Annotated in this window: 18 protein-coding genes; 5 read left to right on the top strand and 13 right to left on the bottom strand. The window is 61.6% G+C overall.

The window, feature by feature from the left end:
- Positions 1 to 59 precede the first annotated feature (59 nt).
- The 5 genes from WI26_RS30350 to WI26_RS30330 form a co-directional block, all read right to left on the bottom strand.
- Positions 60 to 347, bottom strand: coding sequence for a PAAR domain-containing protein (locus tag WI26_RS30350; protein ID WP_069228289.1), 288 nt, complete (start codon positions 345 to 347; stop codon positions 60 to 62).
- A 12-nt stretch (positions 348 to 359) separates the two neighbouring features.
- Complete coding sequence (locus tag WI26_RS30345; protein WP_208604154.1) at positions 360 to 1,319, bottom strand: T6SS immunity protein Tli4 family protein; 960 nt, start codon at positions 1,317 to 1,319, stop codon at positions 360 to 362.
- A 77-nt stretch (positions 1,320 to 1,396) separates the two neighbouring features.
- On the bottom strand, positions 1,397 to 3,343 hold the full coding sequence (locus tag WI26_RS30340; RefSeq protein WP_069228287.1) for an esterase/lipase family protein: 1,947 nt from the start codon (positions 3,341 to 3,343) through the stop codon (positions 1,397 to 1,399).
- Positions 3,344 to 3,376: 33 nt separating this feature from the next.
- Positions 3,377 to 3,670: a hypothetical protein gene (locus WI26_RS30335; RefSeq protein WP_069228286.1), complete on the bottom strand. Its 294-nt coding sequence runs from the start codon at positions 3,668 to 3,670 to the stop codon at positions 3,377 to 3,379.
- A gap of 33 nt (positions 3,671 to 3,703) precedes the next feature.
- Positions 3,704 to 6,394, bottom strand: a complete 2,691-nt coding sequence (locus WI26_RS30330) for a type VI secretion system Vgr family protein (protein ID WP_069228285.1) — start codon at positions 6,392 to 6,394, stop codon at positions 3,704 to 3,706.
- A gap of 349 nt (positions 6,395 to 6,743) precedes the next feature.
- Between WI26_RS30330 and WI26_RS30320 the strand changes: the two genes are divergently transcribed.
- From WI26_RS30320 to WI26_RS30300, 5 genes are all read left to right on the top strand, one after another.
- Positions 6,744 to 7,870 (top strand): IS3 family transposase gene (locus WI26_RS30320; RefSeq protein ID WP_155768721.1). Its coding sequence is split into 2 segments (ribosomal slippage): positions 6,744 to 6,984 and positions 6,984 to 7,870, totalling 1,128 coding nucleotides; the frame shifts between segments, so codons are not numbered across the junction.
- An 872-nt stretch (positions 7,871 to 8,742) separates the two neighbouring features.
- Positions 8,743 to 9,561, top strand: a complete 819-nt coding sequence (locus WI26_RS30315; RefSeq protein ID WP_069228284.1) for a molybdenum cofactor biosynthesis F family protein — start codon at positions 8,743 to 8,745, stop codon at positions 9,559 to 9,561.
- A gap of 79 nt (positions 9,562 to 9,640) precedes the next feature.
- A complete protein-coding gene (locus WI26_RS30310) occupies positions 9,641 to 10,942 on the top strand; it encodes an NAD(P)/FAD-dependent oxidoreductase (protein ID WP_069228283.1) in 1,302 nt (433 codons plus the stop codon).
- Between the two features lie 34 nt (positions 10,943 to 10,976).
- On the top strand, positions 10,977 to 11,345 hold the full coding sequence (locus tag WI26_RS30305) for a cupin domain-containing protein (RefSeq protein ID WP_069228282.1): 369 nt from the start codon (positions 10,977 to 10,979) through the stop codon (positions 11,343 to 11,345).
- A 53-nt stretch (positions 11,346 to 11,398) separates the two neighbouring features.
- Positions 11,399 to 12,886, top strand: a complete 1,488-nt coding sequence (locus tag WI26_RS30300; protein WP_069228281.1) for an aldehyde dehydrogenase family protein — start codon at positions 11,399 to 11,401, stop codon at positions 12,884 to 12,886.
- A gap of 69 nt (positions 12,887 to 12,955) precedes the next feature.
- Here WI26_RS30300 and WI26_RS30295 read toward each other — a convergent pair whose 3' ends face one another.
- The 8 genes from WI26_RS30295 to hcaE form a co-directional block, all read right to left on the bottom strand.
- The gene (locus WI26_RS30295) at positions 12,956 to 14,188 is read right to left on the bottom strand and encodes a porin (protein WP_069228280.1); all 1,233 of its coding nucleotides are present in this window, start codon (positions 14,186 to 14,188) and stop codon (positions 12,956 to 12,958) included.
- Positions 14,189 to 14,519: 331 nt separating this feature from the next.
- Entirely contained in the window at positions 14,520 to 15,221 is a 702-nt protein-coding gene (locus WI26_RS30290; RefSeq protein ID WP_167359280.1) for a helix-turn-helix transcriptional regulator, read from the bottom strand.
- A gap of 23 nt (positions 15,222 to 15,244) precedes the next feature.
- Entirely contained in the window at positions 15,245 to 16,684 is a 1,440-nt protein-coding gene (locus WI26_RS30285) for an APC family permease (RefSeq protein ID WP_069228278.1), read from the bottom strand.
- A gap of 685 nt (positions 16,685 to 17,369) precedes the next feature.
- Positions 17,370 to 18,605, bottom strand: coding sequence for a 3-phenylpropionate/cinnamic acid dioxygenase ferredoxin--NAD(+) reductase subunit (gene hcaD / locus WI26_RS30280; protein ID WP_069228277.1), 1,236 nt, complete (start codon positions 18,603 to 18,605; stop codon positions 17,370 to 17,372).
- A complete protein-coding gene (gene hcaB, locus WI26_RS30275; RefSeq protein WP_069228276.1) occupies positions 18,602 to 19,411 on the bottom strand; it encodes a 3-phenylpropionate-dihydrodiol/cinnamic acid-dihydrodiol dehydrogenase in 810 nt (269 codons plus the stop codon). Before hcaB ends, hcaD begins: the two co-directional genes overlap by 4 nt.
- Complete coding sequence (hcaC, locus tag WI26_RS30270; protein ID WP_069228275.1) at positions 19,408 to 19,728, bottom strand: 3-phenylpropionate/cinnamic acid dioxygenase ferredoxin subunit; 321 nt, start codon at positions 19,726 to 19,728, stop codon at positions 19,408 to 19,410. Before hcaC ends, hcaB begins: the two co-directional genes overlap by 4 nt.
- Positions 19,729 to 19,730: 2 nt before the next feature.
- The gene (hcaF, locus tag WI26_RS30265; RefSeq protein WP_208604153.1) at positions 19,731 to 20,273 is read right to left on the bottom strand and encodes a 3-phenylpropionate/cinnamic acid dioxygenase subunit beta; all 543 of its coding nucleotides are present in this window, start codon (positions 20,271 to 20,273) and stop codon (positions 19,731 to 19,733) included.
- Complete coding sequence (hcaE, locus tag WI26_RS30260) at positions 20,270 to 21,625, bottom strand: 3-phenylpropionate/cinnamic acid dioxygenase subunit alpha (protein WP_069228273.1); 1,356 nt, start codon at positions 21,623 to 21,625, stop codon at positions 20,270 to 20,272. The genes hcaF and hcaE overlap by 4 nt, the downstream gene beginning before the upstream one ends.
- Between the last annotated feature and the right edge of the window lie 93 nt (positions 21,626 to 21,718).

The following is a 21,718-nucleotide window of genomic DNA, read 5'->3' as shown; positions in this document are numbered from 1 at the left end:
CCGTGATCCTCTCTGAAAAGAACCGCACCGACCCTCGGCGTCGGCCAACCACCGCGGGGCTACACATCCACATAGGACGTTTGCTGCGACGGCACCAGGCGCGGCGGCGGCGTGCACCGGCAGACACACAGATCATCGCTCAGTGCCGCTTGCCGTCCGTCGGGACCCGTCGTGGAAACGCGCGACCCATCGCACTGGATATGTCCCATGGTCTTGCAGACGGGACACCAGACCGGATCAGTCTCGTACGCCTGCTCGCGGCCACCGATCAGGTCGTGCGCGTCGCCGCCCTGCACGACCCCGCCGACCGTCGTCAGGTCGCCTTTCACAATATCGTAGCGGCGCATCGTTCACCCCGCTCAGGCCGCACCTGGTCGCGCGCGCAGGCTGTTCACCAGCGTGTCCCACGTCTGCAGTGCCCCCGCTTCGTCGACCGGCGAGGTGGCCTGGTCCGGCGGCAGGTCATCACGCGCCGGCGCGCCCAGCAGCAATTCGACCGAGGTATGCGGCTGCGCCACCGTCGCGGGATTCCCCGGCGCGAGCAGGTAGAAGCGATACACCGTGACATCGCCGTCTTTCAGCGCAAACAGCACTTCCTCGGCGTCCATGCCAGCCACCGTGCGCTTGCCCTGCCGCAGGATACGATAGCTGCCGGGCATGCGATCGAGTTTCGCGCGCAACGCGGACAGGCTGCTGGTCAGCGGCTGGGCCTGATCCCCATCCACCGCGTCGCGCAACTTGATCACCAGCAGCGCTGGCCGGCCCGGCATCAACGCGAACGACTGGCTGACCTCTTCCGTGTAGGTCGACGAACCGGTGACGATGCCGCCATCAAAGCAGAAGCCCGATTCGGTCGGCACGCTCCAGTTATCGCGCACCTTGATGCGGCGATACGTGTCGTTATAGATGCTCTCGGCCCGCTCCAGGACATCCGCGCCGATCATGCCCGTCGTATGGACGAGCGTACGGTTCGCGAACAGATAACCTTCGGTATCGAACGGTAAGGCCGCCGCCTTTGCCACCGCATTGTTGAAGATGAAAACCCGCGAGTGCGGCACTGGAGAAAACGCCTTCTCCAGCCACGCATGCCCCGTCTTTTCCTCCAGATTGACGGGATTCACGCGCTGCTTCGTGCGCAGTTCCTTCTCCCGCGCCGCGACCTTGGCGTCGTAGGTCTCCACCGGCACATTATGGGTCGTGACGAGCTTTTCCCCGCGGTACTTGTAATTCTCATTTGAGATCTCGCTCGATACGGGCCGGTCGAACACAAGTCGGCCGATGCACCACGGACGTGCTTTGGACAGCAAAGGATTGTTCATCGTCGGTTCCACGGAAAACGCTAGAGAGCAGGCACACAGACCCGCCAGCAAAAAGAGTGTGCGAATGAAACGTGCCATCACGCCCCTCCCGGCACATCGATATCCTTCACGATCTGCACCACGCTGTAGAGAAGCGCCCAGCGTGTCCAGGGGTGCGCGTAACTCTTCATGTGCTCATATCCGGCCTGCACAAACGCCATCTGCACGCCCTTGGCCGGATCGCCCGGCACATCCAGCTTCAGGCCACGCGCCTGCGCGTCCGCCGACCACGCCGGCACGGTGCCATCTCCGCGAATGATGCCGGTCTTGTCCGCCACGCGATCCCAGTCCGTCGTGGCGCTCACGTCGGGGACCTTGTTGGTCTTCTGCATCGTGAACGTGACACTCAGGTTGCGTTGCTGTAGCAGCACGCGGAGTTCGCCCTTGCCCGAATCGTGCAGCAGCTTGGCGGCGCGGAGCTCGGCAGGCTGCACATCGGCCGGCACGTCGCCCGTCCAGATTGCATTGCCCCAAGCCAACAGGTTCTTCGTCGGTTCGCCCTGTTCGACGGTGGGCTTGTCCTTGCTGGTGGCCTCGGTCGCCGTGCCGGACGCGGGCGATCGTGTATCCAATCCCCCATTGCCATACGCCACATACGTCTTGCCATGGTACTGGTTCTTCAACTGGCTCTGCCGGATGACCGTCTGCTTCAACGTGGCCTGATAATGGTCGATCAGGACATGGGCGCCAGTCGCGTCCTTGCCCAGCCGCTTTTTCACCAGACCGGCCGGATCAAGTTGGTCTTCCTGCGGCAACAAACCGTACCAGTTGGCATTGAGATACAGCTCGTTGTAGGCGTCACCATTCTCCGGGAACTGCATCAGCACTGTTCCGTCAGGTCGAGCGAAAATCCACCATGCCGCGCCGTTATGATAGTCCGGCATCGGCGTCAGCTCCATCGGCCCCGGCGCATTCGCCATCACCGCGACGAACTCGTCCGCGTCGCGCCCGAGCAGGCTGCCGTTAATGAACCCGTTCAGGCCCCCTTCGGGACCGCCGCCCGTCTTGTAACGCTTGGCCGCCAGCGGCGCCCCGGTGGCCGGTTGCGCACCGTGAAAGACCCCGTGAATCAAGTCTTCCGCGTGATGGTTCACGACGGCGAAGCGAGCCACCAGGCCACCCATCGAATGGGTCAGGATGATGGCCTTGCCCGTATCGTTCTCCTTGCAGATTTCGGTAATCCCCATCAGCCGCGTCTTCTTCTTGGTCTGCGGGTCGGGACAGTCCAGACCGCTGACGATGTCGCGCCCCGAATCGTCGTTCGACTGCAGCCAGTTGTAGCCGATCGCGTAGACGCGATAGCGGAACTTGATGAAACGCTCGAACTCCGGGGAATTCTCGGTAATCGCCTCGCCTTTCCCGTATGCACCGTATTGTGTGGGCGCCGTGCCAAGCACTGGATGTAGTGTCCACGTCTCGCCCTGGGGATCGGGCTCGCACCAAGCTCCGTGCAGCGTGCCGCACAGCTTGGGGTTGTTCAGCTGTTGCTCGAGCCACAGCAGCACGGGTTGATAGCCGGTCCGATACACCGAGCCCCAGCCGCGCCGACGCGCCTCCTTCTCTGTGATCGTCTTGCCATCGCCCACATTGACGGGTCCCAGCGGCGTGGCCGAAACGTTGAGCGGATCGAAACGGGTCTCGCGCGTCGATGCGCTTTGAAACCAGCCAAAAAGGACCGACAGCAATCCGCCAAGCTTCGCACCGAGCGTGTCCAGGTTCGGCGCGGAGAAGACCTCCTCGCCGCTCTCCCTGGCCACCACGGGCGAACCCATGACGCCGGGGATAAAGATCACCGGGATGATGGGACGCAAATCGTGCAATGTCTCCTTGGCGCGGGTATCGTCGGCCGGCGTCAAGGTGGCGTGGGCATACGAGTCGCCGCTCTCGTCGGTGTGCGATCCCAGGCGAACGACTTGCTGTTCGGACTCGTCGTCGCCGGAACCCGGGCCCGGTGCGTCCGGGCGGTCCGGTTGATTTTCACTCATGGATGCTCGCTTAAAGAGGTTCCGTGAAGGCGCCTAGGCCGGGTGCTTGCCCGATCGCAGCGCACGGACCATCACGGTTTCACCATCGTCGTCGCTCGCCTGCACGCTCGTGTAGCCCAGCGCGTTGGTGACGCCGCTCACGCGCGTGCCGTCGCCACGAACGATCTCGTACGGATGATGTGTGAGCGGATTGCCGGTGACGCGATCGCGCAGCAGGTACCGGTCGTTGAAGGCCGGCTTTGCCGCATGGACGACGTCCCGTGCGGCCTCGTCATCACCGGGGCCTTGGCCCGGCGCACCGGCCCGGTCAGGCTGATTTTCGTTCATGGATGTTCCCTCATCGTGGTTCTGTGAAACCGCCTACGCCTTGTTGGCGCTGGGTCGCAACGCACGGATCATCACGGTTTCGATGTCGTTGTTCTTCTGCTCGGTCGTATGGCCCAGCTCGTCGGTGATGCCGCTCAGGCGGGTGCCATCGCCACGAACGATCTCGTAGGGATGGTTCTTGAGCGGATCGCCCGTGATGCGATCACGCAGTACGTACTTGTCGTTGAACGCCGGCTTCGGGAGGCTGTTCATATGCTCGGCCACCGAACTGGGTCCCTGCCGGCTGAACGCTGCCGACTTGACGGTACGCGCACCGCGGGTGCCGTCCTCGATGCCATCGGCGGTAATCCGGATGTACGAGCCACCGCACTTGAGCATCAGTTCGGTCTTGGCGTCGATCACGATGCTGCCGTTGTTGCTCTTCAGCGTCATAGCGAATTCGGAAAGCAGGCGCAGCTGGTCGCTGAGGGCCTGGATGTCGACCGCGCCTTTTCCGGCGATCAGCTTCATGCCAGCGCGCTGGACGAAGATACTGATTTTTTCCGCGACGCCCGCCACCAGCGATTTACCGACCGCCCAGTAGGTGTCCTTGCCGCTCACCAGATTGAGGTGCTCGTCGGCCACCAGCTGCGCCGACGCGCGCGTGGTCAGGCCCATGCTTTCCTGGCTCGAACCGAGCATGACAGGCTTCGCGAAAGCGTTCGCATTGCCGGTCCCGCCGCCGGCCGTACTGCCGCCGTTGGAAACGCCTGCCTTGCTGTGCTGGGTCGCCTTCGCGAACGCGGCGAGGGCCTCGCGTCCGGGCTTCAGATCCTCACCCCTGGCCGTCGCACTGGCGGAGGACAGCGACTCGACCAGCAGATCGGCGCGCGCCAGAATCTCGCGTGGCTGACTGGTATCGAGCGGCTGCCCGTCGACGCTGGTGGAATGGGTGCTGAAGTACAGCCCCTCGCCCGCATGAACCGCGCCGGCGTTGTCGGTACGTAGCGTGAAGCCACTACCCACATAAGCGCCCCGGGTATTGCCGTTCTGGACGATCTGGTAACCGAGATGCAGGCCGCTCATGCCGTGGCTACTCATCACTCGCATCCGCGGCTGGCCGGTCGAATCGTCCATGACCTGCTGGTTGTAGCCGCCACCGCCGCCATACTCCCGGGACTGATAGCCGGATAGCAGGCCATTCGAATGCCACTGCGGTTTCGTGGCGCCGTTGTAGACGCGATGCAGCGCGATCGGGCGGTCGATATCGTTGCCGATATGGCCGATCAGGAGCTCCTCTCCTGCGCGCGGCATGTGCACGCTGCCATAGCCCTCGCCGGTGTCGGACTGCGCGACCCGTACCCAGCACGACGCGCGCTCATCGCCTTCGTTGTGCCGATCCCAGATGAATAGCACCTTCACGCGATTCAGTTCATCGGTATAGCATTCCTGGCCTTTCGGACCTGCCACGATCGCCGATTCCAGCTTCGCCTCGGGCTTGCGATGGTCGAACGGACTGCGGTACGGCACGATCGTGCGCTGCGCCTCGATGGCGATCCGGTAAAACCCCGTCGATCCGTCAGCATGACTCACCCCGAACATCTGGGCAGGATCGTGGGCACGTGCCTGCTCCAGCGCATGACTCAGACTGTGGGGGAAGCTCGTTTCATGTCCGGAGAGCGGCAGGTTGTTCTCGATGGTCCACTCCACCTCGATGCTCGCGAATTCGTTCTGGCTCGCCGCGTCCTGATCGTGCTCCGGATGTCCGGTCAGCGTGAAGCGCCGACCCGCATCCACGGCACGCAGGCCACCGATGCCATGAAAGCGCTTGGCCTGCGACTCCCACTCCTCCATCCGGATCTTCGACAGATGGTCGCCTCGATCCTGCTCCGGATACGTATAGCCACCGGTGTACTCATAGACTTCCGCTTGCGCGGGCAACGCGCCCTGGTTCGCCATCGTCGGCACCGATGTCGCCTTCGGATTGAAGGGCGTCGAAGGACTCTTGTAGTCGAAGGTGCGCGTCGACAACAACACGGATTGCAGTGTCCGGGTCCCCGCCCAGTGGGTCAGTGCGTCAGCCTCGCTATGGATGCCCGCACGATAGAACTCAACGGTGGCCGGCGACAGCGGTTCGAGCGTGTCGAGGCGATCGGTGATCACCAGCGTATGCGATTTACCATCGGCGGGCTGTTGCCAGACCCCGTACAGACCTTCCGACTCCAGGAGCCGGTGCACGAAGTTCCAATCGGCCTCGTCCTGCCGACAATAGGAACGGGATGGCAACGGCTTCGAGAGCGCAAAGCGGTACATGCCCTTCGCCTGCGGATGCTCATTGAATACGTCTGCAATGATTTCTTCCGCGGTCTTGTCCTGCCAATGCCGTTGGTCGCGACGGAACTTCAGAAAGTGCATCCACGAGGAAAAACCGAGCTGATAGCTGGTGAGACCGCCGTCCGCTCCCAGCCGGCGGGCCATGTGCACGTAGCCGTGATGCGGGCGGTAGGAACCATCGGCCTGCTGAATCCAGAGGGTCACCGTTTGGGAAATCAGCGTTTTGAGTTGAACGTCGCTGGACGTGGAAACGCAATCGAGCAGGAAGAGATAGTCGCGACCGATCCTTGAACGTCCAGTCACGCGATGCGGCAGCAGGACATTCTGGCCTGCCGGCGTGTCCAGTTTTAGAAGACGGTCCTGCTGAGATAATCCACCGGCCATTACACCGATTATGTCGCTCGCGCCCATACCGCCTCTCAGTCGATTATTTTTTACTGCTCGCGCGATTTTACGGTGAAAACCCTCAGACGATTATGAGGAATTGCAAAAAATATGGATTGACTGGGACGTCCGCCAATATTAAGGGCCTGATTAAGTGGCTACGGACAGGCCGGATCACTCACGCAGTGTGGATTCGGGAGATCACTCGAATAACGGCGATCCTAGGCGGGAACGAGACCCTGGGGCCAACGCGCTGTCGAGCAACCATCGTTCTTGGGCTGACATCTTGGGATCAAGCCGCACGGCGAGGATGGGTGACCTGCTCCCCGCGTTTAGTACGGTGACGGTGTAGAGTCCGTTCCAGAGAGGAACGGCAATGAAAAAGCGATTCACCGAAGAACAGATCATCGGTATCTTGAAGGAAGCCGAGGCTGGCCTGAAGCCGGCGGAGCTGTGTCGCAAGTACGGCATCTCGGAAGCGACCTACTACAACTGGAAAGCGAAGTTCGGCGGGATGACGGTCTCCGAAGCGCAGCGCCTGAAGGAACTGGAGCAGGAGAATAGTAAGCTCAAGCGTCTGTTGGCCGAATCGATGCTCGACAACGCCGCGCTGAAGGACTTGCTGGCTCGAAAGTAGCAAGCCCGCAGGCCAAGCGCGAAGCGGTCCGGATATTGATGACCGAACGTGCCATGGGTGTTACCCGGGCCTGCGGGCTGGTAGGGATTTCGCGCTCTCTGTTCTATTACGAATCACGCCGCCGAGTTGACGACGAAGTGCTGACTGGCCGGATGATGGCCATCGCCGCGCAGAAGCGCCGCTACGGCTATCGCCGGATTCACGTGCTGTTGCAGCGGGATGGCTACTTCGTCAATCACAAGCGTATCTGGCGCCTGTACACCAAGGCGGGACTGAGTGTGCGCAAGCGGCGACGCAAGCGTATTGCGGCTGTCGAGCGCACGCCGCTACCGTTACCAACAGGCCCGAATCAGAGCTGGTCGATGGACTTCGTTTCTGACGGGCTGGCCTATGGTCGGCGGTTTCGATGCCTGAACGTGGTCGACGACTACACGCGCGAGTGCTTGGCCATCGAGGTCGATACTTCATTGCCGGGCCTACGCGTTCAGCAAGTGCTCGAGCGGCTCAAGGAGATGCGAGGCTTACCCGCATCCATCACGGTCGACAACGGGCCGGAGTTCGCTGGTAAGGTGCTGGATGCATGGGCCTACGAAGCCGGTGTCACGCTGTCGTTCATCAGGCCTGGCAAGCCGGTGGAGAATGCCTATATCGAGAGCTTCAACGGTCGCTTCCGCGACGAATGCCTGAACGAGCACTGGTTCGTCTCAATGCGCCACGCCAAGCGGCTGATTGAGGAATGGCGTATCGAGTACAACACCGAGCGGCCTCATAGTTCGCTCGGCTATCTGACGCCTGCGCAGTTCGCCCGGGCGCACGACGCGAAGCAGCAGTTTTTAACTTCGGACTCTAACTGCAGTTCGGACTAAAACCGGGGGCAGGTCATCGTCGATGACGCATTCGACGGCGGCGTCCAGTCTGCCCCCGGTCGCCCTACCCGGCTGCCTTGGCTCTAATGTGCTGGCGACCGGATCTGCGAGGAAACGTCGACGCACGCGATATACGGTGGTGCAGTGAACGCCTAATAGCTGTGCTGCTCGTTCAGCCTGCTGTCGGGAAAGCACGCCGTTGCCAAGCGGTCGAAGCACGGACGCAATCTTCGCTGCTCGAGCGGCCCGCTCTTCGATCGACGTCATATGGATTCCTATCAATCCACGCGACACGTGCGCTAGCAGTATTAATGAACACGTGCAACGTGCTAGCAACGTTAGTGAACATTGGCCAAGTTTCTGTTGCAGAAACGCAACGGCTAAGCAGCCGCCAGAAAGCTTCAAAAAGCCCCTGTTCGCCGAGGCTTCTTCGAGAATTTCCGCTAGCAACGTTTCTGAACACGGCTAGCGCTAATAATGAACGCCTACAGTCACTGTGAACCGCCATAAACGGAACGTCGCGCCGCATTCATCGTTCGACGGTCCGGTCCGGCTCTGCCCCGACATCGAACCCGGATTCCCTGCATCGCCTGTTGCCAGCCTTGGCGACATACCCGAGACAGCGGGCCACTCGCCCCGTCAGTCCCGCTTCAACTTCTCTTCCCGCTCTCTCGTCGAAAAAATCATCCTTTTGGTTGATTCAATCCATTTCCAAGGTTACCTAGAATCGGCTCGATCCTATTCGACAACATGATTCGAAGCACCCGTCGCTCCTTCCCTGGTCGCGCGCCGCCCAATATTCATTTCCCGTAGCGGGATCGATTGTGCAATCGAACAGGCTGATGCAGCGATTCCTGCTTCAAGGAGGCCGCATGAACTACAGCATTACCCAGGCGATCGAGAACCATCAGTTCGTCCCCGTCGACGACTGGCCGACGCTCGAGCAAATGGCAGACGGTTTCGCGGAGCACAAGTATCCGCGCACGTCCGTGCTGGCGGGTGTACGCGAGGTATTTCGCTTCGACAATGGTTGGCTCATCGAGCACCACTTTCTTGATGAAAACACGCTCTCGTGGAAGCTGCTCGAAGGAGAAGGCGCGGGGGCGAGCGGCACGCACTCGTACGAAGCCATGGAAATCCGCCCGGGCGTCGTGTTCGTCGAGTTCTTCAAGGACGGGTTCGACGAAAGCGTGACCCTCGTCTGGAAACTCGAAAGCGGCAACCTCTTCGCCGCCGTCTCGGGCTTCGTCGATCGGAACGGCGAGAAACGCACCACCACCGCGTACCAGACCGCGACCGTCGATGGAAAACCCGGCGACGCACCGATTCGCCAGTCCTCGTCACTCGTCGGCAAGCGCGTGCTCTATCGCTACAGCTCGGACGACTGGTACGAACACGTCTATTTCGGCCGAGAAGTGATGGCCTGGCATTGCGTCAACGGCGCCGAAGTTGGAGTGGCTGACGTCGAGAAATGCGCCTACTTCGATGTCGCGCCGGACCTCTACATCCTGTTCTGGACAGAAACCATCATGCCGGTGGAATCGATCGTCGTGATCGATCTGCAGCGCATGCGTTCCACAGGCCGGTTCTTCTGCTGGGATCCGAAGCCCAAACGGATGGTCCACCTGACGTTCGGCTCGAAAGCGACCGTCCTCAACGATACGACATACCCGACCACGTTCGCGGAGTGAGACCCAAGCCGGCGGCGCATCCTCGCGAATCAACGAACCGGTTCAAGCGCCCGGTAACGTAAAGCAAACCACCCATACCATGCATGTAGACGAAACCGCGACCTACTACACGGCAACCGCCAAGTATGCATTGAGCTTCCCGTCGCTAGAAGCCGATCTGGAAACCGACGTGGTCATCATCGGCGGCGGGTTCTCGGGTATCCACACGGCGCTCGAACTCGCCGAGCACGGGCTCACGAATACGATCGTACTGGAAGCCCGCCATCTCGGATACGGAGGCTCCGGCCGCAACGGCGGCCACGTCATGGTCGGAGTCGGGCACGACCTGGACGGTATCAAGAGGGACGTAGGCGAAGACGGCCTGAAGGCGATCTTCGCACTCAACGAGCTGGGGCCGCAGATCATGCGCGAGCGTATCGAGAGATACGACATCCAGGCGGACATTCGCAGCGGTTATGGTTATCTGGCCTTCAATGCGCGCCAGGCACGCACGCTGCAGCAATGGCAAGCCGAATTCACGTCACTGGGATCGCCGCACGAAATCCGCTACCTTGAAGGCGGCGAAGTGAAGCAAATCATTGGCTCGGACGTCTATCATGCAGCACTCCTGCATAATGGCTGCGGCCACGTTCATTCACTCAACCTGTTGTTGGGCGAAGCACATGTAGTATCGGAACGATACGGTGTGCGTATTTTTGAGCACAGTCCCGCTCTGCAAGTCACCTATGGCGATCGCATCCATGTCCGAACGGCGAAGGGCAGCATTCGGGCGAAGCAACTGGTATGGGCCGTGGACGGCTTCAACAACCGCATCGAGCCCGAACTGCATCGAAAGACCCTCGACGTATGGGCGTTCAATTCGGTTACCGAACCGTTGCCGGCCGCGCTGATCGAGCAAATCAGCCCGATCCGTGGTGCGTACAGCGATATCCGGCCCGTCATCGATTATTTCCGTGTCACCAATGACAACCGGCTGATGTTCGGCACCGCGCATCAGTTGCTCGAATACATGCCAAGCGACCTGTATGCGTTCTGCCGGGCTCGCATGCTGCAGATCTTCCCGTACCTGACCGACGTCAGGATCGACATGGCATGGGGCGGCCCCCTGCCCTGCGGCCTGAAACTCTTTCCGCAACTCGGCACACTCGTCGACCGCCCGAATGTCTTCTACGTACAGGGCTACTCCGGTTTCGGCGTCACGCCGAGCCAACTGCTCTGCAAGATCCTGGCGGAAGGGATCATGGGCGGCTCCGAGCGCTACCGCCTGCTGAGCTCGATCAGCCATGCCTCGATCCCCGGCAAGGATCATTTCCGCGCGCTGCTGGTCAGCCTCGGCAAGCTCGCCCATCAGACGTCCGGCTATTTCCACGGGCGCCGTTGAGCGTCATTCGAACCTTCCCATTCAGGAATACACCATGTCCATGATTCCTCTCCAGCAAGGCAAAACCATCGCCGAACTCGCTCCGCTCGGCAGTCTGACGGCCCTCGGAGGCGAAATTCTCGAAGGCGGCGACGTGCAAGCGTACGCACACAGTACCTACGGCACCTTCACGGATCCCGTCAATGCAGGCTACTTCGGCACCGGAAAGGGCAAATACCGCCTCGTCTACCCGTTCTCGGAGCAGGCGACGATCATGCATGGCGAAGTGCGCATCACCGATGAATCGACGGGCGAGACCCGACACTTCAAGGCCGGCGACTCATGGTTCGTCACGAAGGGCACATCGACTATCTGGGAAGTACTGACCGACGGCTACACGAAGCATTTCCTGCTGTTTTCCTGACGACACGCCGGTTCTTCGCATCCTTCAACGTCCATTTTTTTGATGGATTCCCCATGACAGCGATTTCAATCCTGCCGGAAGTCACGGCCTTTCTTTCCCGCCCTCACGGCCACTACATCCACGGTCGCGCCGTCGAAAGTCGAGGTGACCGCATTGCAGTCGTGAACCCGTCGAATGAACAGGCAATCGCCGATGTTGCCGACGCGACGCGTGACGACGTCAATGCGGCGGTGGCGTCGAGCCGCACCGCGTTCGACGGCGCATGGGGACGGACTACCCCGGCCGAGCGGGCGAATGTACTGCTGCGGCTGGCCGATCTATTCGAGAAGCATCGCGAGGAACTCGCACAAATCGAAACCCTGCAGTCGGGAAAGATCATCCAGATTTCGCGCGCGTTCGAAGTCGACCAAGCCATCGGTTTTCTCAAGCATTATGCCGGCGCCGCCACGCGCATTCACGGCGAAACCATCACGCCCTCGCTGCCGTCGTTCAACGGCGAGCGATACAGCGCATTCACTCGGCGCGAGCCGGTGGGTGTGGTGGTAGGCATCGTGCCGTGGAACTTCTCGATCCTGATTGCAGTCTGGAAATTCGCGTCCGCGCTGGCGACCGGCTGCACCGTGATCATCAAGCCCAGCCAGTTCACGCCGTTGACGCTACTGCGCGTCGCCGAACTGGCTACCGAAGCCGGTGCGCCGGCCGGCGCGTTCAACGTCGTCAGCGGCGGCGGCAATCCCGGACGCTGGCTGATCGATCATGAAGGCACGGCCAAGGTCAGCTTTACCGGTTCAGTGCCGACCGGCATTGCAGTCGGCCGCAGTGCGATGGACGCCAAGCTCACGCGCACGACGCTCGAACTCGGAGGCAAGAATGCCGTCGGATTTTTGAAGGACGTCGATGCCGACAAGACCGTGGCCGGCATCCTCGAGTCGGGCTTCGTTCACCAGGGGCAAGTATGTGCCGCCGGCGAGCGTTTCTTCGTGCATCGCTCGCGTCTCGGCGAGGTGCTCGAAAAACTCAAGAGTGCGCTGGCAGGTCTCCAGATCGGCGATCCGATGGACGAGCACACCCAGTTCGGTCCGCTCTCGAACCGCGCCCACTTCGACAAGATCGTCGGCTTCTTCGATCTGGCACGCAGTGAAGGCGGCACGATCGCGTTCGGCGGCCAGCCGCTCGCGCGCGCTGGCTACTTCGTGACGCCGACCGCAGTCCTCGTCAAAGATCGCCACGCGAAGATGCTCAGCGAGGAAACCTTCGGCCCGATCGCGACATTCCTGGCCTATGACGACGAGGCAGAGCTCGTGGACCTGTTCAACGACACACCGTACGGGCTGGCGGCGAGCCTGTGGACCAACGATCTCGGCAAGGCGATGAACCTGATTCCCCGAATCGAAGCCGGTACCGTGTGGGTCAACATGCACACGTTCCTCGATCCTGCGCTGCCCTTTGGCGGCGTCAAGGCATCGGGCATCGGCCGCGAGTTCGGCTCGGCATTCATCGACGATTACACGGAACTGAAGTCGGTCATGATTCGGCACTGACAAGCACCAAATATCGCGCATCCGAGGGCCGGCGCGGCGAGGCGCCGGCCCTTTGCATTCGTGCCGCGATCAGAACGTGTGCTTGATTCCGACCGATACGGCCACCTGCGACGAGGCATTTGCGCTACCCACATAGGCCAGCTGTGCGTAGTTTCGCATCGCGCCGCTCAGCGGGTCGATACCCAAACCGTCGCCGGCCATCTTTTCATAGTTCACCGTCGCGTACAGCGCTGTTCGCTTGGACAGGTTGTAGATGCTGCCTACGCTCACCTTGTGAATGTCGGTCCGCGAATCGGTGGCCGATATCTTCGCGAGCGTGTAGCTATATGCGATTCCTGCTTGCAGCGCCGGCGTCACGTTATAAAGTGCGCTGGCTTCGGCAGTGTCGAATCGGATATCGCTGACCGGCCCGGCAATCGCCGTCAGGTAGCGGCTGCCCAGCAGCGTCGCCTGCGTGACCGTTGCCGACAGGGTCAGCTTCTCGAACGCGTAGCTGGCGCCCGCCCCAAACGTGCGCAGTTCGTCGCTGTCGTGCATCCCGCAGTAACTCGACGGACTTTGCCCACAACTCAGTTCGCCGATGTACGCGGAATCTCCGCGCAACCCGGCGGTCAGCGGATTGCGCATCGACAGATAACCGGCCGCGGCCGCGAATGGACCGTTCGAATAGTTGATCGCCAACCCCCACGCGCGGTTTGTCGCGAATGCACCCGCCCGGTTGCCGAAGCTGAACGTACCGCCAAACGATAGACCGGAAAAGCTCGGGCTCAGGTATTTCACGGCATTGTTGACGTTGAAGGCGGCATTGAGATTGTCGATGTCGCCGAAATGCGCGCCGGCAGGCCCCGCCCAAGTGTTGCTGACCGCGAACGGCGCCAACGCATCGGTGTACGAGTCGAACTGCCGCCCCAACGTAAGCGTACCCCATCGATCCGACTGGATCCCGACGATGGCAGTCGCGTCGAACAGTGCATTCTGCTCGAATAGCGCACCATTATTCGAGAGGAAATAGTTCCTCAGGTCGAAGACCGCGTTGTATCCCCCTCCGAGGCTTTCGGTGCCCTTGAGACCCAGCGTGGTAGGCGCAACATTCCCGCTCGTCATACTCCACGCGCGCCTTCCGGCGACGCCGCCTGCCACCGATTGTTGCTGGTTGTTGACGTACGTGATGCCGGTGTCGATTACACCGTATAGCGTAACGCTGCTTTGTGCATGAGAACTGCCGCAGGCAAACATCGCTGCCACCGCGATCGCACCGCCCTTACCTCCGCGACACGCCAGATCGAAAAGACATGCTTTCATCAGTAGTTATCCTTAGCTTTTTTGACGCGTGCCTGGCAGCCTATTGCCGGCCCCGCCTGTCTGACTTTCCGGATTAGCCGCACTATCTCGCGGCCAGCCGCCGAATCGGCGGAACGGGTAATCGTCCTGCCGACTCGATTGTCGTGCACCGGTCCACTACGCCGACATCAACCGTTTGGTTGATTTCGCGACCTGAGCGGGTAAACACTTAAGGGGAATGGCGCAGAGAAGACCGCGGAAGCGGAATGCTGATCAAACTCAGGGGAACGATGGAACGCAGAAACCGATGAGTGGCATGCTGCTGCCGGCGGCACGGCCGCAGCAGAGAAAATCAATGGAAACCGTACTCGGACAATTTGGATACGAGTGTCGAGCGATTCGACACACCGACCTTGTGGAAGATCTTCAGTACGTGAGTCTTGACTGTCGCCACGCTGATATTGAGACTCGACGCGATATCGTTGTTGGTGTTCCCCCGCATCATCAGGTCGACCACATCGATTTCACGCGACGACAGCAGGAAGCGTTGCGCAGCCTCCCGCTTGAGAGCCGGCGTACCACGAGTGCGAGCCCGGCAAAGATTGAACTCGATGTACGGCTGCATCGCATCGACTGCAGACAGGATGGCCGCATCGTCATCGCACTCCTGAAGCAGCAGCGACATGCCGCCAACCACGCGTCGTTCGCTCCGAAACAACAACTCCACGACATCGGTATAACCATGTGCGCGGAGGAATCGAACGTAGTGCTGATCCTCCGGACCGTGACCGACGCGCTGCGTCAGCATCGCACTGCGCAAGTCCGACAGGGCGACCCGATGAATCTCGAATGGGTCGTACTTGCACATTCCGGTTTCGTATTGGCGATGGAACGTCTCGGACACTTCGTGGCGCTGGAAATCGCAGTATCCGGTGTTGTCGTCAACGAGATAGAACGCCGCCGTCTTGACTCCGGTCGTCCGCGCCACGAAGTGAAGGGTCTCTTCCGCAAAGCGCGAGTCCGCCGAGAACTGATTCCGCCGCCCCGCTTTCATCCACTCGCACTCGTGCATTTCAACTACACCTCGCTCAATAAACGCCCCAGATTAGCGTACAGCGCCGGGCGAGCCGACCTGAGCCACATCGCAAACGCGGCACCGACGATCGCAACCGCCAGGGTCGCGAACGGCACCACACGCGCGACGATCGAATCGCTGCCGCTGAGCAGGTCGATATGCGCAAATATTTGCCACAGACAGAAAAACAGACCCAGCGACGCGAGCGCTGGTGCCACGAGACGCTGCCAGATCGACACGCCACGGCTATTCTTCCAGAAAAATCCCACCACGGCCAATGATGCGAAACCCTGAACCGCGACGATGCCGACAGAGGCCACGACGCTCGACCAGGGAAGCACGCCCAGCAGCGGATCGACGTTTTTCACGGCACAAACCGTTAGTACCACCAGCGCACAAGCCGTCTGCACCGCGCTGGCGACATAAGGCGTTTGCTGAGTTGCATGGGTACGCGCCAGGACTGGCCAGATCACGCCCTCCCGAGCAAGCGAGAAGAAGTAACGGGAAATCGTATTGTGAAAGCTGATCAATGCGGCGAGCAGGCTCGTGATCATCAGCACGCCCATTGCATCGGCCGCCCAGCCGCCTACCAGCTTTCCGGTCATCGCGAACCACATGTTGCCCGGATCCTTGCCGGCCTGCACGATCGCGTCGGATGGACCATAGGCGGTAATGATCATCCATACCGAGACGGCGTACAGGCACATGATGACGGTGATTGCCATGTACGTTGCGCGCGGAATACTGCGAACTGGATCCCGCGCCTCTTCAGCGTAGATCGCCGTGGTCTCGAAACCCATGTACGAGCCGACGACGAACACCAGGGACGGGCCGAACCCTGCGGTGAACACTGACGACGGGGTGAACGAACTCAGCGAGAATCCCTGGGGCCCCCCATGGCCGACAACTGCAGCATCGAAGATCACGATGATGGCGATTTCGCATCCCATGAGCAGACAGAGGAATTTGCCGCTGAATTCAACGTTGCGGTAGCCAAAGTAGTGCACGATGAGCACCACGGCTGCAGCCGAGGCCCACCATGGCACATGCACTGCAAAATGGGCTTCCAGCGACTGACTGATGAAGAAACCGACCAGCGCATAGCAAGCGAGTTGCATCGCGTTGTAGGCCAGCAGCGCGAGAAACGCGCCCCCTACGCCCGCAGGCCGGCCAAGACCCGTCGCGATGTAGGCATAGAACGCCCCGGCATTTTTCACGTAACGGCTCATCGCGGCGTACCCGACACTGAAAAGCAGATAAATCAGGCCAGCGAATACGAATGTGCCGGGCACGCCAATCCCGTTGCCAAGAGTGATGCTCACCGGTATCACGCCGACAAGCGCGGTCAACGGGCCATTGGTCGCAATGACCAGAAATACTATCGACAACATGCCGAGCGCGTTTTTCCTGAGCGCAGGCTTGCTTTGGACGTCTCCCTTCATTTTCGACTGTCTCCTGAATTCACGACCTTCTCTGCGAGGTCGGATGAAGACCATTCTTCAAAGCCAAATCACCGCGCACAATCAACCGTTCGGTTGATTTTGTCTTTCAATTTCCATACATCACTTTCGCCGGAAGCCATGGAAAAGGAGTGGTCGGGATTCACTCGGAGCTTCGAGCGCACGCGGTGCCTATTACACCTGATGTGCGAGCCATGCGCGCGATCGCCGCCGTCCCCGCTTGCGCCAGTGACGATTGCGGACGACTTTACGAGGGAGCGCAAGCGGCGTCACCGATAGGTTCACGGGACCGCCCGGGACGAGCACGCCTGTCGGGAATCTGGCGTAAGCACCGCTCGGCCCTGCCAGTCAATGATCTGATGAAAAAGTCGCCCAGAACGGGCAGCTGACAAGAATCTGAACACAAACAGAGTAGTAAGTGCCAGCCGACGCTCAGGACCGCACGCCAGTCCACCACAGCACACCGCAGGGCTACGGCTGACAATATGCAGCTGGCAAATTCGGACTTCTACACGACCCGCGAGGAATTCCGCAAGCAACGTGACCGTCCGGCCGATCGACCTTTCGCCGTGCCGCCACGCCATACTATGCCCACGATGTCGAAATGGGGCCTGCGGATACGCCTGCGCGAAGCCCGCGATTAGCAGTCTCCGAGCATTTCAACAGCCTATGCTCCGCTAAGTTCAGATACTTTGGCCAATGCGCGCAAGTCTTGGGCAGGATCCCGCAGCAGGTTCGGTCCTATCCTTGCGCACCGCTTGATCAGCGTGCGCACGCTGCGCATATCCTGCCCACGGTTAAGCGTCACTCCTCCTGTTACGACGCCGTCGCGCAAGCCGAAAAGCACGCAAGAGGACGCGGCGAGATTGCCGCGCACGACCCATGCCTCCGCCGCGACATCGCCCGCGAACTGCACGTTCACGCCACATTGGTCGGTCCAGAACCATGGTACGTGCGACGCGTCGTGCGACATGCCGAGCATTGCGGCGGCCGCGCAAGCGGCTTGTCGGTTCGCGTTGTCCCAGGTCTCACCCCGCACGGCGGGCTCGCCTGGTCCGTATTGCTGGGCGACGCTGTCACCTGCCGCGAATACATCCGGATGCGACGTCCGGCACGCAGCGTCGACGAGAATAGCCCCGTCGGTGCGCAGGCCCGCCGCGCGTGCCAGCGCGACGTCCGGTTCAACACCGATCCCGTAGACAATCGCGTCGCCACGCAATTCGGTATCGTCGTCGAGCGCAAGCACGAAGTCGCCCGAATCGCGTGCGGCACGGACGACCCGGCGTCCGGTCAGCACGTCGACACCACGCGAGACATGCAAAGCGCGCAAATGCTGGCGCACGATCGATGGAGCACATCGTTCCATCACGTCGTGCGCCTGTTCGATGACCGTCGCGTGAACGCCCAGTTCCACGGCACTGGATGCAAGCTCCATCCCTATCACGCCGCCGCCAACAATCAACAGCCGCCGCCCCGCGCGTAACGTGCACGTGAGCGCACGCGCATCATCCAGGGTCCGCAACGTGTAGACGCCGTCACCGAGTCGATCGAGCATCGGCAGTCGACGTGCGCGCGCGCCGGTTGCCAGCAAAAGTCGACCGAATTCAAGCGTCGTATCGTCGGCGAGCGTCACCGCGTGCCGACCGGGATCGATGGCCACGACGCGCGTACCGAGTCGCAATTCGATCCGTTGCTCATCGTAGAACGATGAAGGAAACATCGTGACGTGTGCCGCGCCGGGCTTCACGAGCACGTCCTTCGACAGCGGCGGCCGCTCGTACGGAAGATGCCGCTCGTCGCCGATCAGCACGATGCGTCCGTCGAACCCCCGTCGTCGCAATTCCATTGCCGCGGTCGTGCCGGCCTGCCCCGCGCCGACGATCACGCAATCGTTCCTCGTCATCGCGCCCCTCCCGACACGTGCCGGATACCGCGAATACCGAGCCCGGCATCGGCCTGGATCAGCACGCCGGACAACGTCCGGTTGTTCTCGCGCGACGCGAGCAGCACGAACGGCCCGGTGAAATCGGCCGGCGCCGGGAAAAACTGCAGCGGCAGGATGCTAGCGATCGCTTCCGGCGTGCGCGAATCCATGATCGCCTGCCCCGATTGTCCCAGTGCCGCGGGCCCGCGCAGGTCGCTTGCCATTCCGCACGGCGCGACGCCGTTTACGCGTACGCGCGGTGCAAGCTCGTACGCGAGCTGGCGAATGACTCCGCTCACCGCGTGCTTGCTCGCCGTGTACAGTGGTCCGCCGCCGCCAGGGTAGAACGCCGCGTTCGACAGCGTGAATATCATGCTGCCCTGCGAAGCGACGAGCGCGGCGGCCGCCGCCTTCGCGCCGAGCAGATAGCCCTTGACGTTGACTGCGAACAGTTCATCGAAGCCTGCGTCGAGCCGCTCGGGCGAAAGGTCGAGCAGGCTCGCGCCATGATCCCACAGCGCTGCATTGCCGATGAACGTGTCGAGCTTGCCGAAGCGTGCGATAGTCGACTCGACCGCACGGCGGTTGTCATCATAAGCGCGCACGTCGCCCTGCACGACCTCGACGTCGGAGCCGAATCTGGCGCGCAACGCGTCCACCTTTTCGGCCGAACGTTCGAGCACGCCTACGTGCGCTCCTTCCGACAGAAAACGTTCGACGAGTGCGAGCCCGAGACCCGAACCGCCGCCGGTAACGAGTGCGACTTCATCCTGGAGCCAGCTCACATCGCCTCCGGTTCGTCGACATAAAGCGAACCTGCGTCGACGACGACCGGGAACGTCCGCAGCGCTTCCGTCGCAGGCTGGCACAGCGCCGCGCCGGTTTTCAGGCAAAAGCGCGCGGCATGCAGCGGACATTCGACGGTCGCGTCGTCCTCGACATAGCCGTCCGACATCGACGCATTGCCGTGGCTGCACCGGTCCGACATTGCATAGAACGCACCTTGGACATGAAACACTGCGATCGCGCCATGCGCGCCGGCCACCTTGGTCGCCGCGCCGTCGGCAAGAGCATCGACGGGGCCTACGAGAATTCGAGCCATGATCAGAAAAGCACACTCAGGTTATGGGAAGACAACACTGCCTGGTCGAGCATGATCTCGCGGCGGCATACCTGCCAGCCGGCGACGCTGCCCGTACGGCGCACGCGATCGCGCCGCGCGCCGACGTAGAACGTCTCGTCGCGCTCCTTCTGCGATCGGTACAGCAGATAGTTGATCTGCACGTCGAATTCGCCCGGCTCGCCGGCCGGCTCGATCCGCACGTTCGTGATCAGGTGGCGCGTGCGCGACGGCGGCTCCTCGGCCCATGCCATGCCGGTCTCGAGCCGCGCGATCCGGCGTTCGAGCTGCGCCTTCGTGTCGTTGAAGATCCACGTCGTCGGCGGCTGAACGCCTTTTCGGCGGTCGCGCGTCTGCGCATTGACGGTCGTGCGCATCGTATACCGCACGTCGTCGGCCAGCAGTGCGAGCCAGTCGCGAAAGCGCCACGCGTCGAGGTATTCGGCCTCGCGATACAGGAATTGCGTGATGTCGTGATGCAGTTCCACCGTCGCCGGCGCATGTTCGATCGTCGCCATTCCGTTCATTTCATCAGCTCCTGTTCGTATTCGCGGGTGCGTCGCTCGACCTCTTCCCAGTTCTCCGACAGCAGCAGGTCGGCCCAGCGGCGATACATTGCGCGCGCCGCAGTCTCCGAGAAGATGTAGTTCGTGATGCCGGGGATCCCGTCGCCGCGCACGCGTTCGCCGCCGAGTCCCATTTCCATGCAGAGGCGCGTCTTGCGCGCGCGGCTGCCGCGCAGCACCTTCTGTACCTCGACCCAGTTCTCCGAATCGTCCTGCTCGAGAAAGCCGGCCGGACCGAACGCACGTGTCGCGCTGCGCTCGAACGCTGCCTTCACTTCGTCGGACGCGTCCTTGTCGGCGATGCAGAACGCCCATACCTCGACCTGGTTCGGGCCGCGCGGATGCCACACACGCAGCGTCGCGGTGCCGTTCAGCCAGGACATCGTCGGAAACAGGTTGTTGTGGCCCGCCAGCCGCCGCGCGCGCACTTCGCCGAGGCGCGCCTTCGCTTCGTCGTACGTATCGCGGAAGTATTGCGACACTTCGCCGTCGACCCACACGTTCGCGTCCGGCTGCTCGGTGAAGAAAAAGCCGCTGCCATGGCCGGCCTGGCCATACTGCAGCGCGTCTTTCGCGGTCTCCCACACCGGGCGCGCGGTTTGTCCCGCGCCGAGCGCCTTGTCGTCGCCGGCCGCCTTCGCGCCCAGCACCTCGACCGCCGACGCGTGCGAAAACAGCGCGTGATACTGGTCGCTCGCGAATTGCTCGGCCGGGAATTTCCAGTTGCAATCGATCACCCACTTGTGCACGCCGCCGATGATCTCGGTGCCGCCCGCACGGCGATCGAGCACGCCGTCGAGGTACCACGCAATGTCGCCCATATACGTGTCGAGATCCGGTGCTTCAGCATCCCAGTTGCCGAAGATGAGCCCCTTGTGGATCGCGATGCGCGTCACCTCCTGCAGCCCGAGATGCTGCTTGCAGAGACCATGCGGAAAGGCTCGCTCCTCGAGCGGTACGTCGATCAGCGCGCCGTCCGTGCCGTACGACCAGCCGTGATACGGGCACGTGAACGAACGCGTGTTGCCGGAGTCGGCGAAGCTCACGCGCATCGACCGATGCCGGCATTGATTGAGGAATGCCTTCACCGAGCCGTCCTTCTGCCGTACGACGACAACCGGATCCTCGCCCATGTACGTGTTGAAGAAATCGCCGGCATTCGGGATCTGACTGATGTGCGCGAGGAACAGCCAGCAGCGGCCGAAAATGCGTTCGAGCTCCAGCGCGTAGATCGCCGGGTCGGTGTAGATCGACGACGTCACGCGGCCGTTTTTCGCGTCGACGAGCGCGTCGATATCAAGCTTCTCTGTCATTTGCGTCTCCTCCGTGGCACCATCCGTTCCATACGGACAGGCTCGTGACGATGATCGTCGGCCGTGCATCCGTTGTGAAATAGTTTGTTTGTT

The organism is Burkholderia diffusa (assembly GCF_001718315.1).
In the GTDB taxonomy this organism is placed as follows: domain Bacteria; phylum Pseudomonadota; class Gammaproteobacteria; order Burkholderiales; family Burkholderiaceae; genus Burkholderia; species Burkholderia diffusa_B.
The sequence above is the reverse complement of the archived record's forward strand: the minus strand, read 5'-3'. Positions and strand labels throughout refer to the sequence as shown.

Bases quoted from the DNA above. Each gene is read 5' to 3' on its own strand.
- WI26_RS30290 (WP_167359280.1), bottom strand. From the start codon at position 15,221: ATGAAAGCGGGGCGGCGGAATCAGTTCTCGGCGGACTCGCGCTTTGCG.
- hcaE (WP_069228273.1), bottom strand. From the start codon at position 21,625: ATGACAGAGAAGCTTGATATCGACGCGCTCGTCGACGCGAAAAACGGC.
- WI26_RS30315 (WP_069228284.1), top strand. From the start codon at position 8,743: ATGAACTACAGCATTACCCAGGCGATCGAGAACCATCAGTTCGTCCCC.
- WI26_RS30340 (WP_069228287.1), bottom strand. From the start codon at position 3,343: ATGAGTGAAAATCAACCGGACCGCCCGGACGCACCGGGCCCGGGTTCC.
- hcaF (WP_208604153.1), bottom strand. From the start codon at position 20,273: ATGAACGGAATGGCGACGATCGAACATGCGCCGGCGACGGTGGAACTG.
- WI26_RS30300 (WP_069228281.1), top strand. From the start codon at position 11,399: ATGACAGCGATTTCAATCCTGCCGGAAGTCACGGCCTTTCTTTCCCGC.
- hcaC (WP_069228275.1), bottom strand. From the start codon at position 19,728: ATGGCTCGAATTCTCGTAGGCCCCGTCGATGCTCTTGCCGACGGCGCG.
- WI26_RS30350 (WP_069228289.1), bottom strand. From the start codon at position 347: ATGCGCCGCTACGATATTGTGAAAGGCGACCTGACGACGGTCGGCGGG.
- WI26_RS30285 (WP_069228278.1), bottom strand. From the start codon at position 16,684: ATGAAGGGAGACGTCCAAAGCAAGCCTGCGCTCAGGAAAAACGCGCTC.
- WI26_RS30335 (WP_069228286.1), bottom strand. From the start codon at position 3,670: ATGAACGAAAATCAGCCTGACCGGGCCGGTGCGCCGGGCCAAGGCCCC.
- WI26_RS30310 (WP_069228283.1), top strand. From the start codon at position 9,641: ATGCATGTAGACGAAACCGCGACCTACTACACGGCAACCGCCAAGTAT.
- WI26_RS30295 (WP_069228280.1), bottom strand. From the start codon at position 14,188: ATGAAAGCATGTCTTTTCGATCTGGCGTGTCGCGGAGGTAAGGGCGGT.
- WI26_RS30345 (WP_208604154.1), bottom strand. From the start codon at position 1,319: ATGAACAATCCTTTGCTGTCCAAAGCACGTCCGTGGTGCATCGGCCGA.
- hcaD (WP_069228277.1), bottom strand. From the start codon at position 18,605: ATGACGAGGAACGATTGCGTGATCGTCGGCGCGGGGCAGGCCGGCACG.
- WI26_RS30330 (WP_069228285.1), bottom strand. From the start codon at position 6,394: ATGGGCGCGAGCGACATAATCGGTGTAATGGCCGGTGGATTATCTCAG.
- WI26_RS30305 (WP_069228282.1), top strand. From the start codon at position 10,977: ATGTCCATGATTCCTCTCCAGCAAGGCAAAACCATCGCCGAACTCGCT.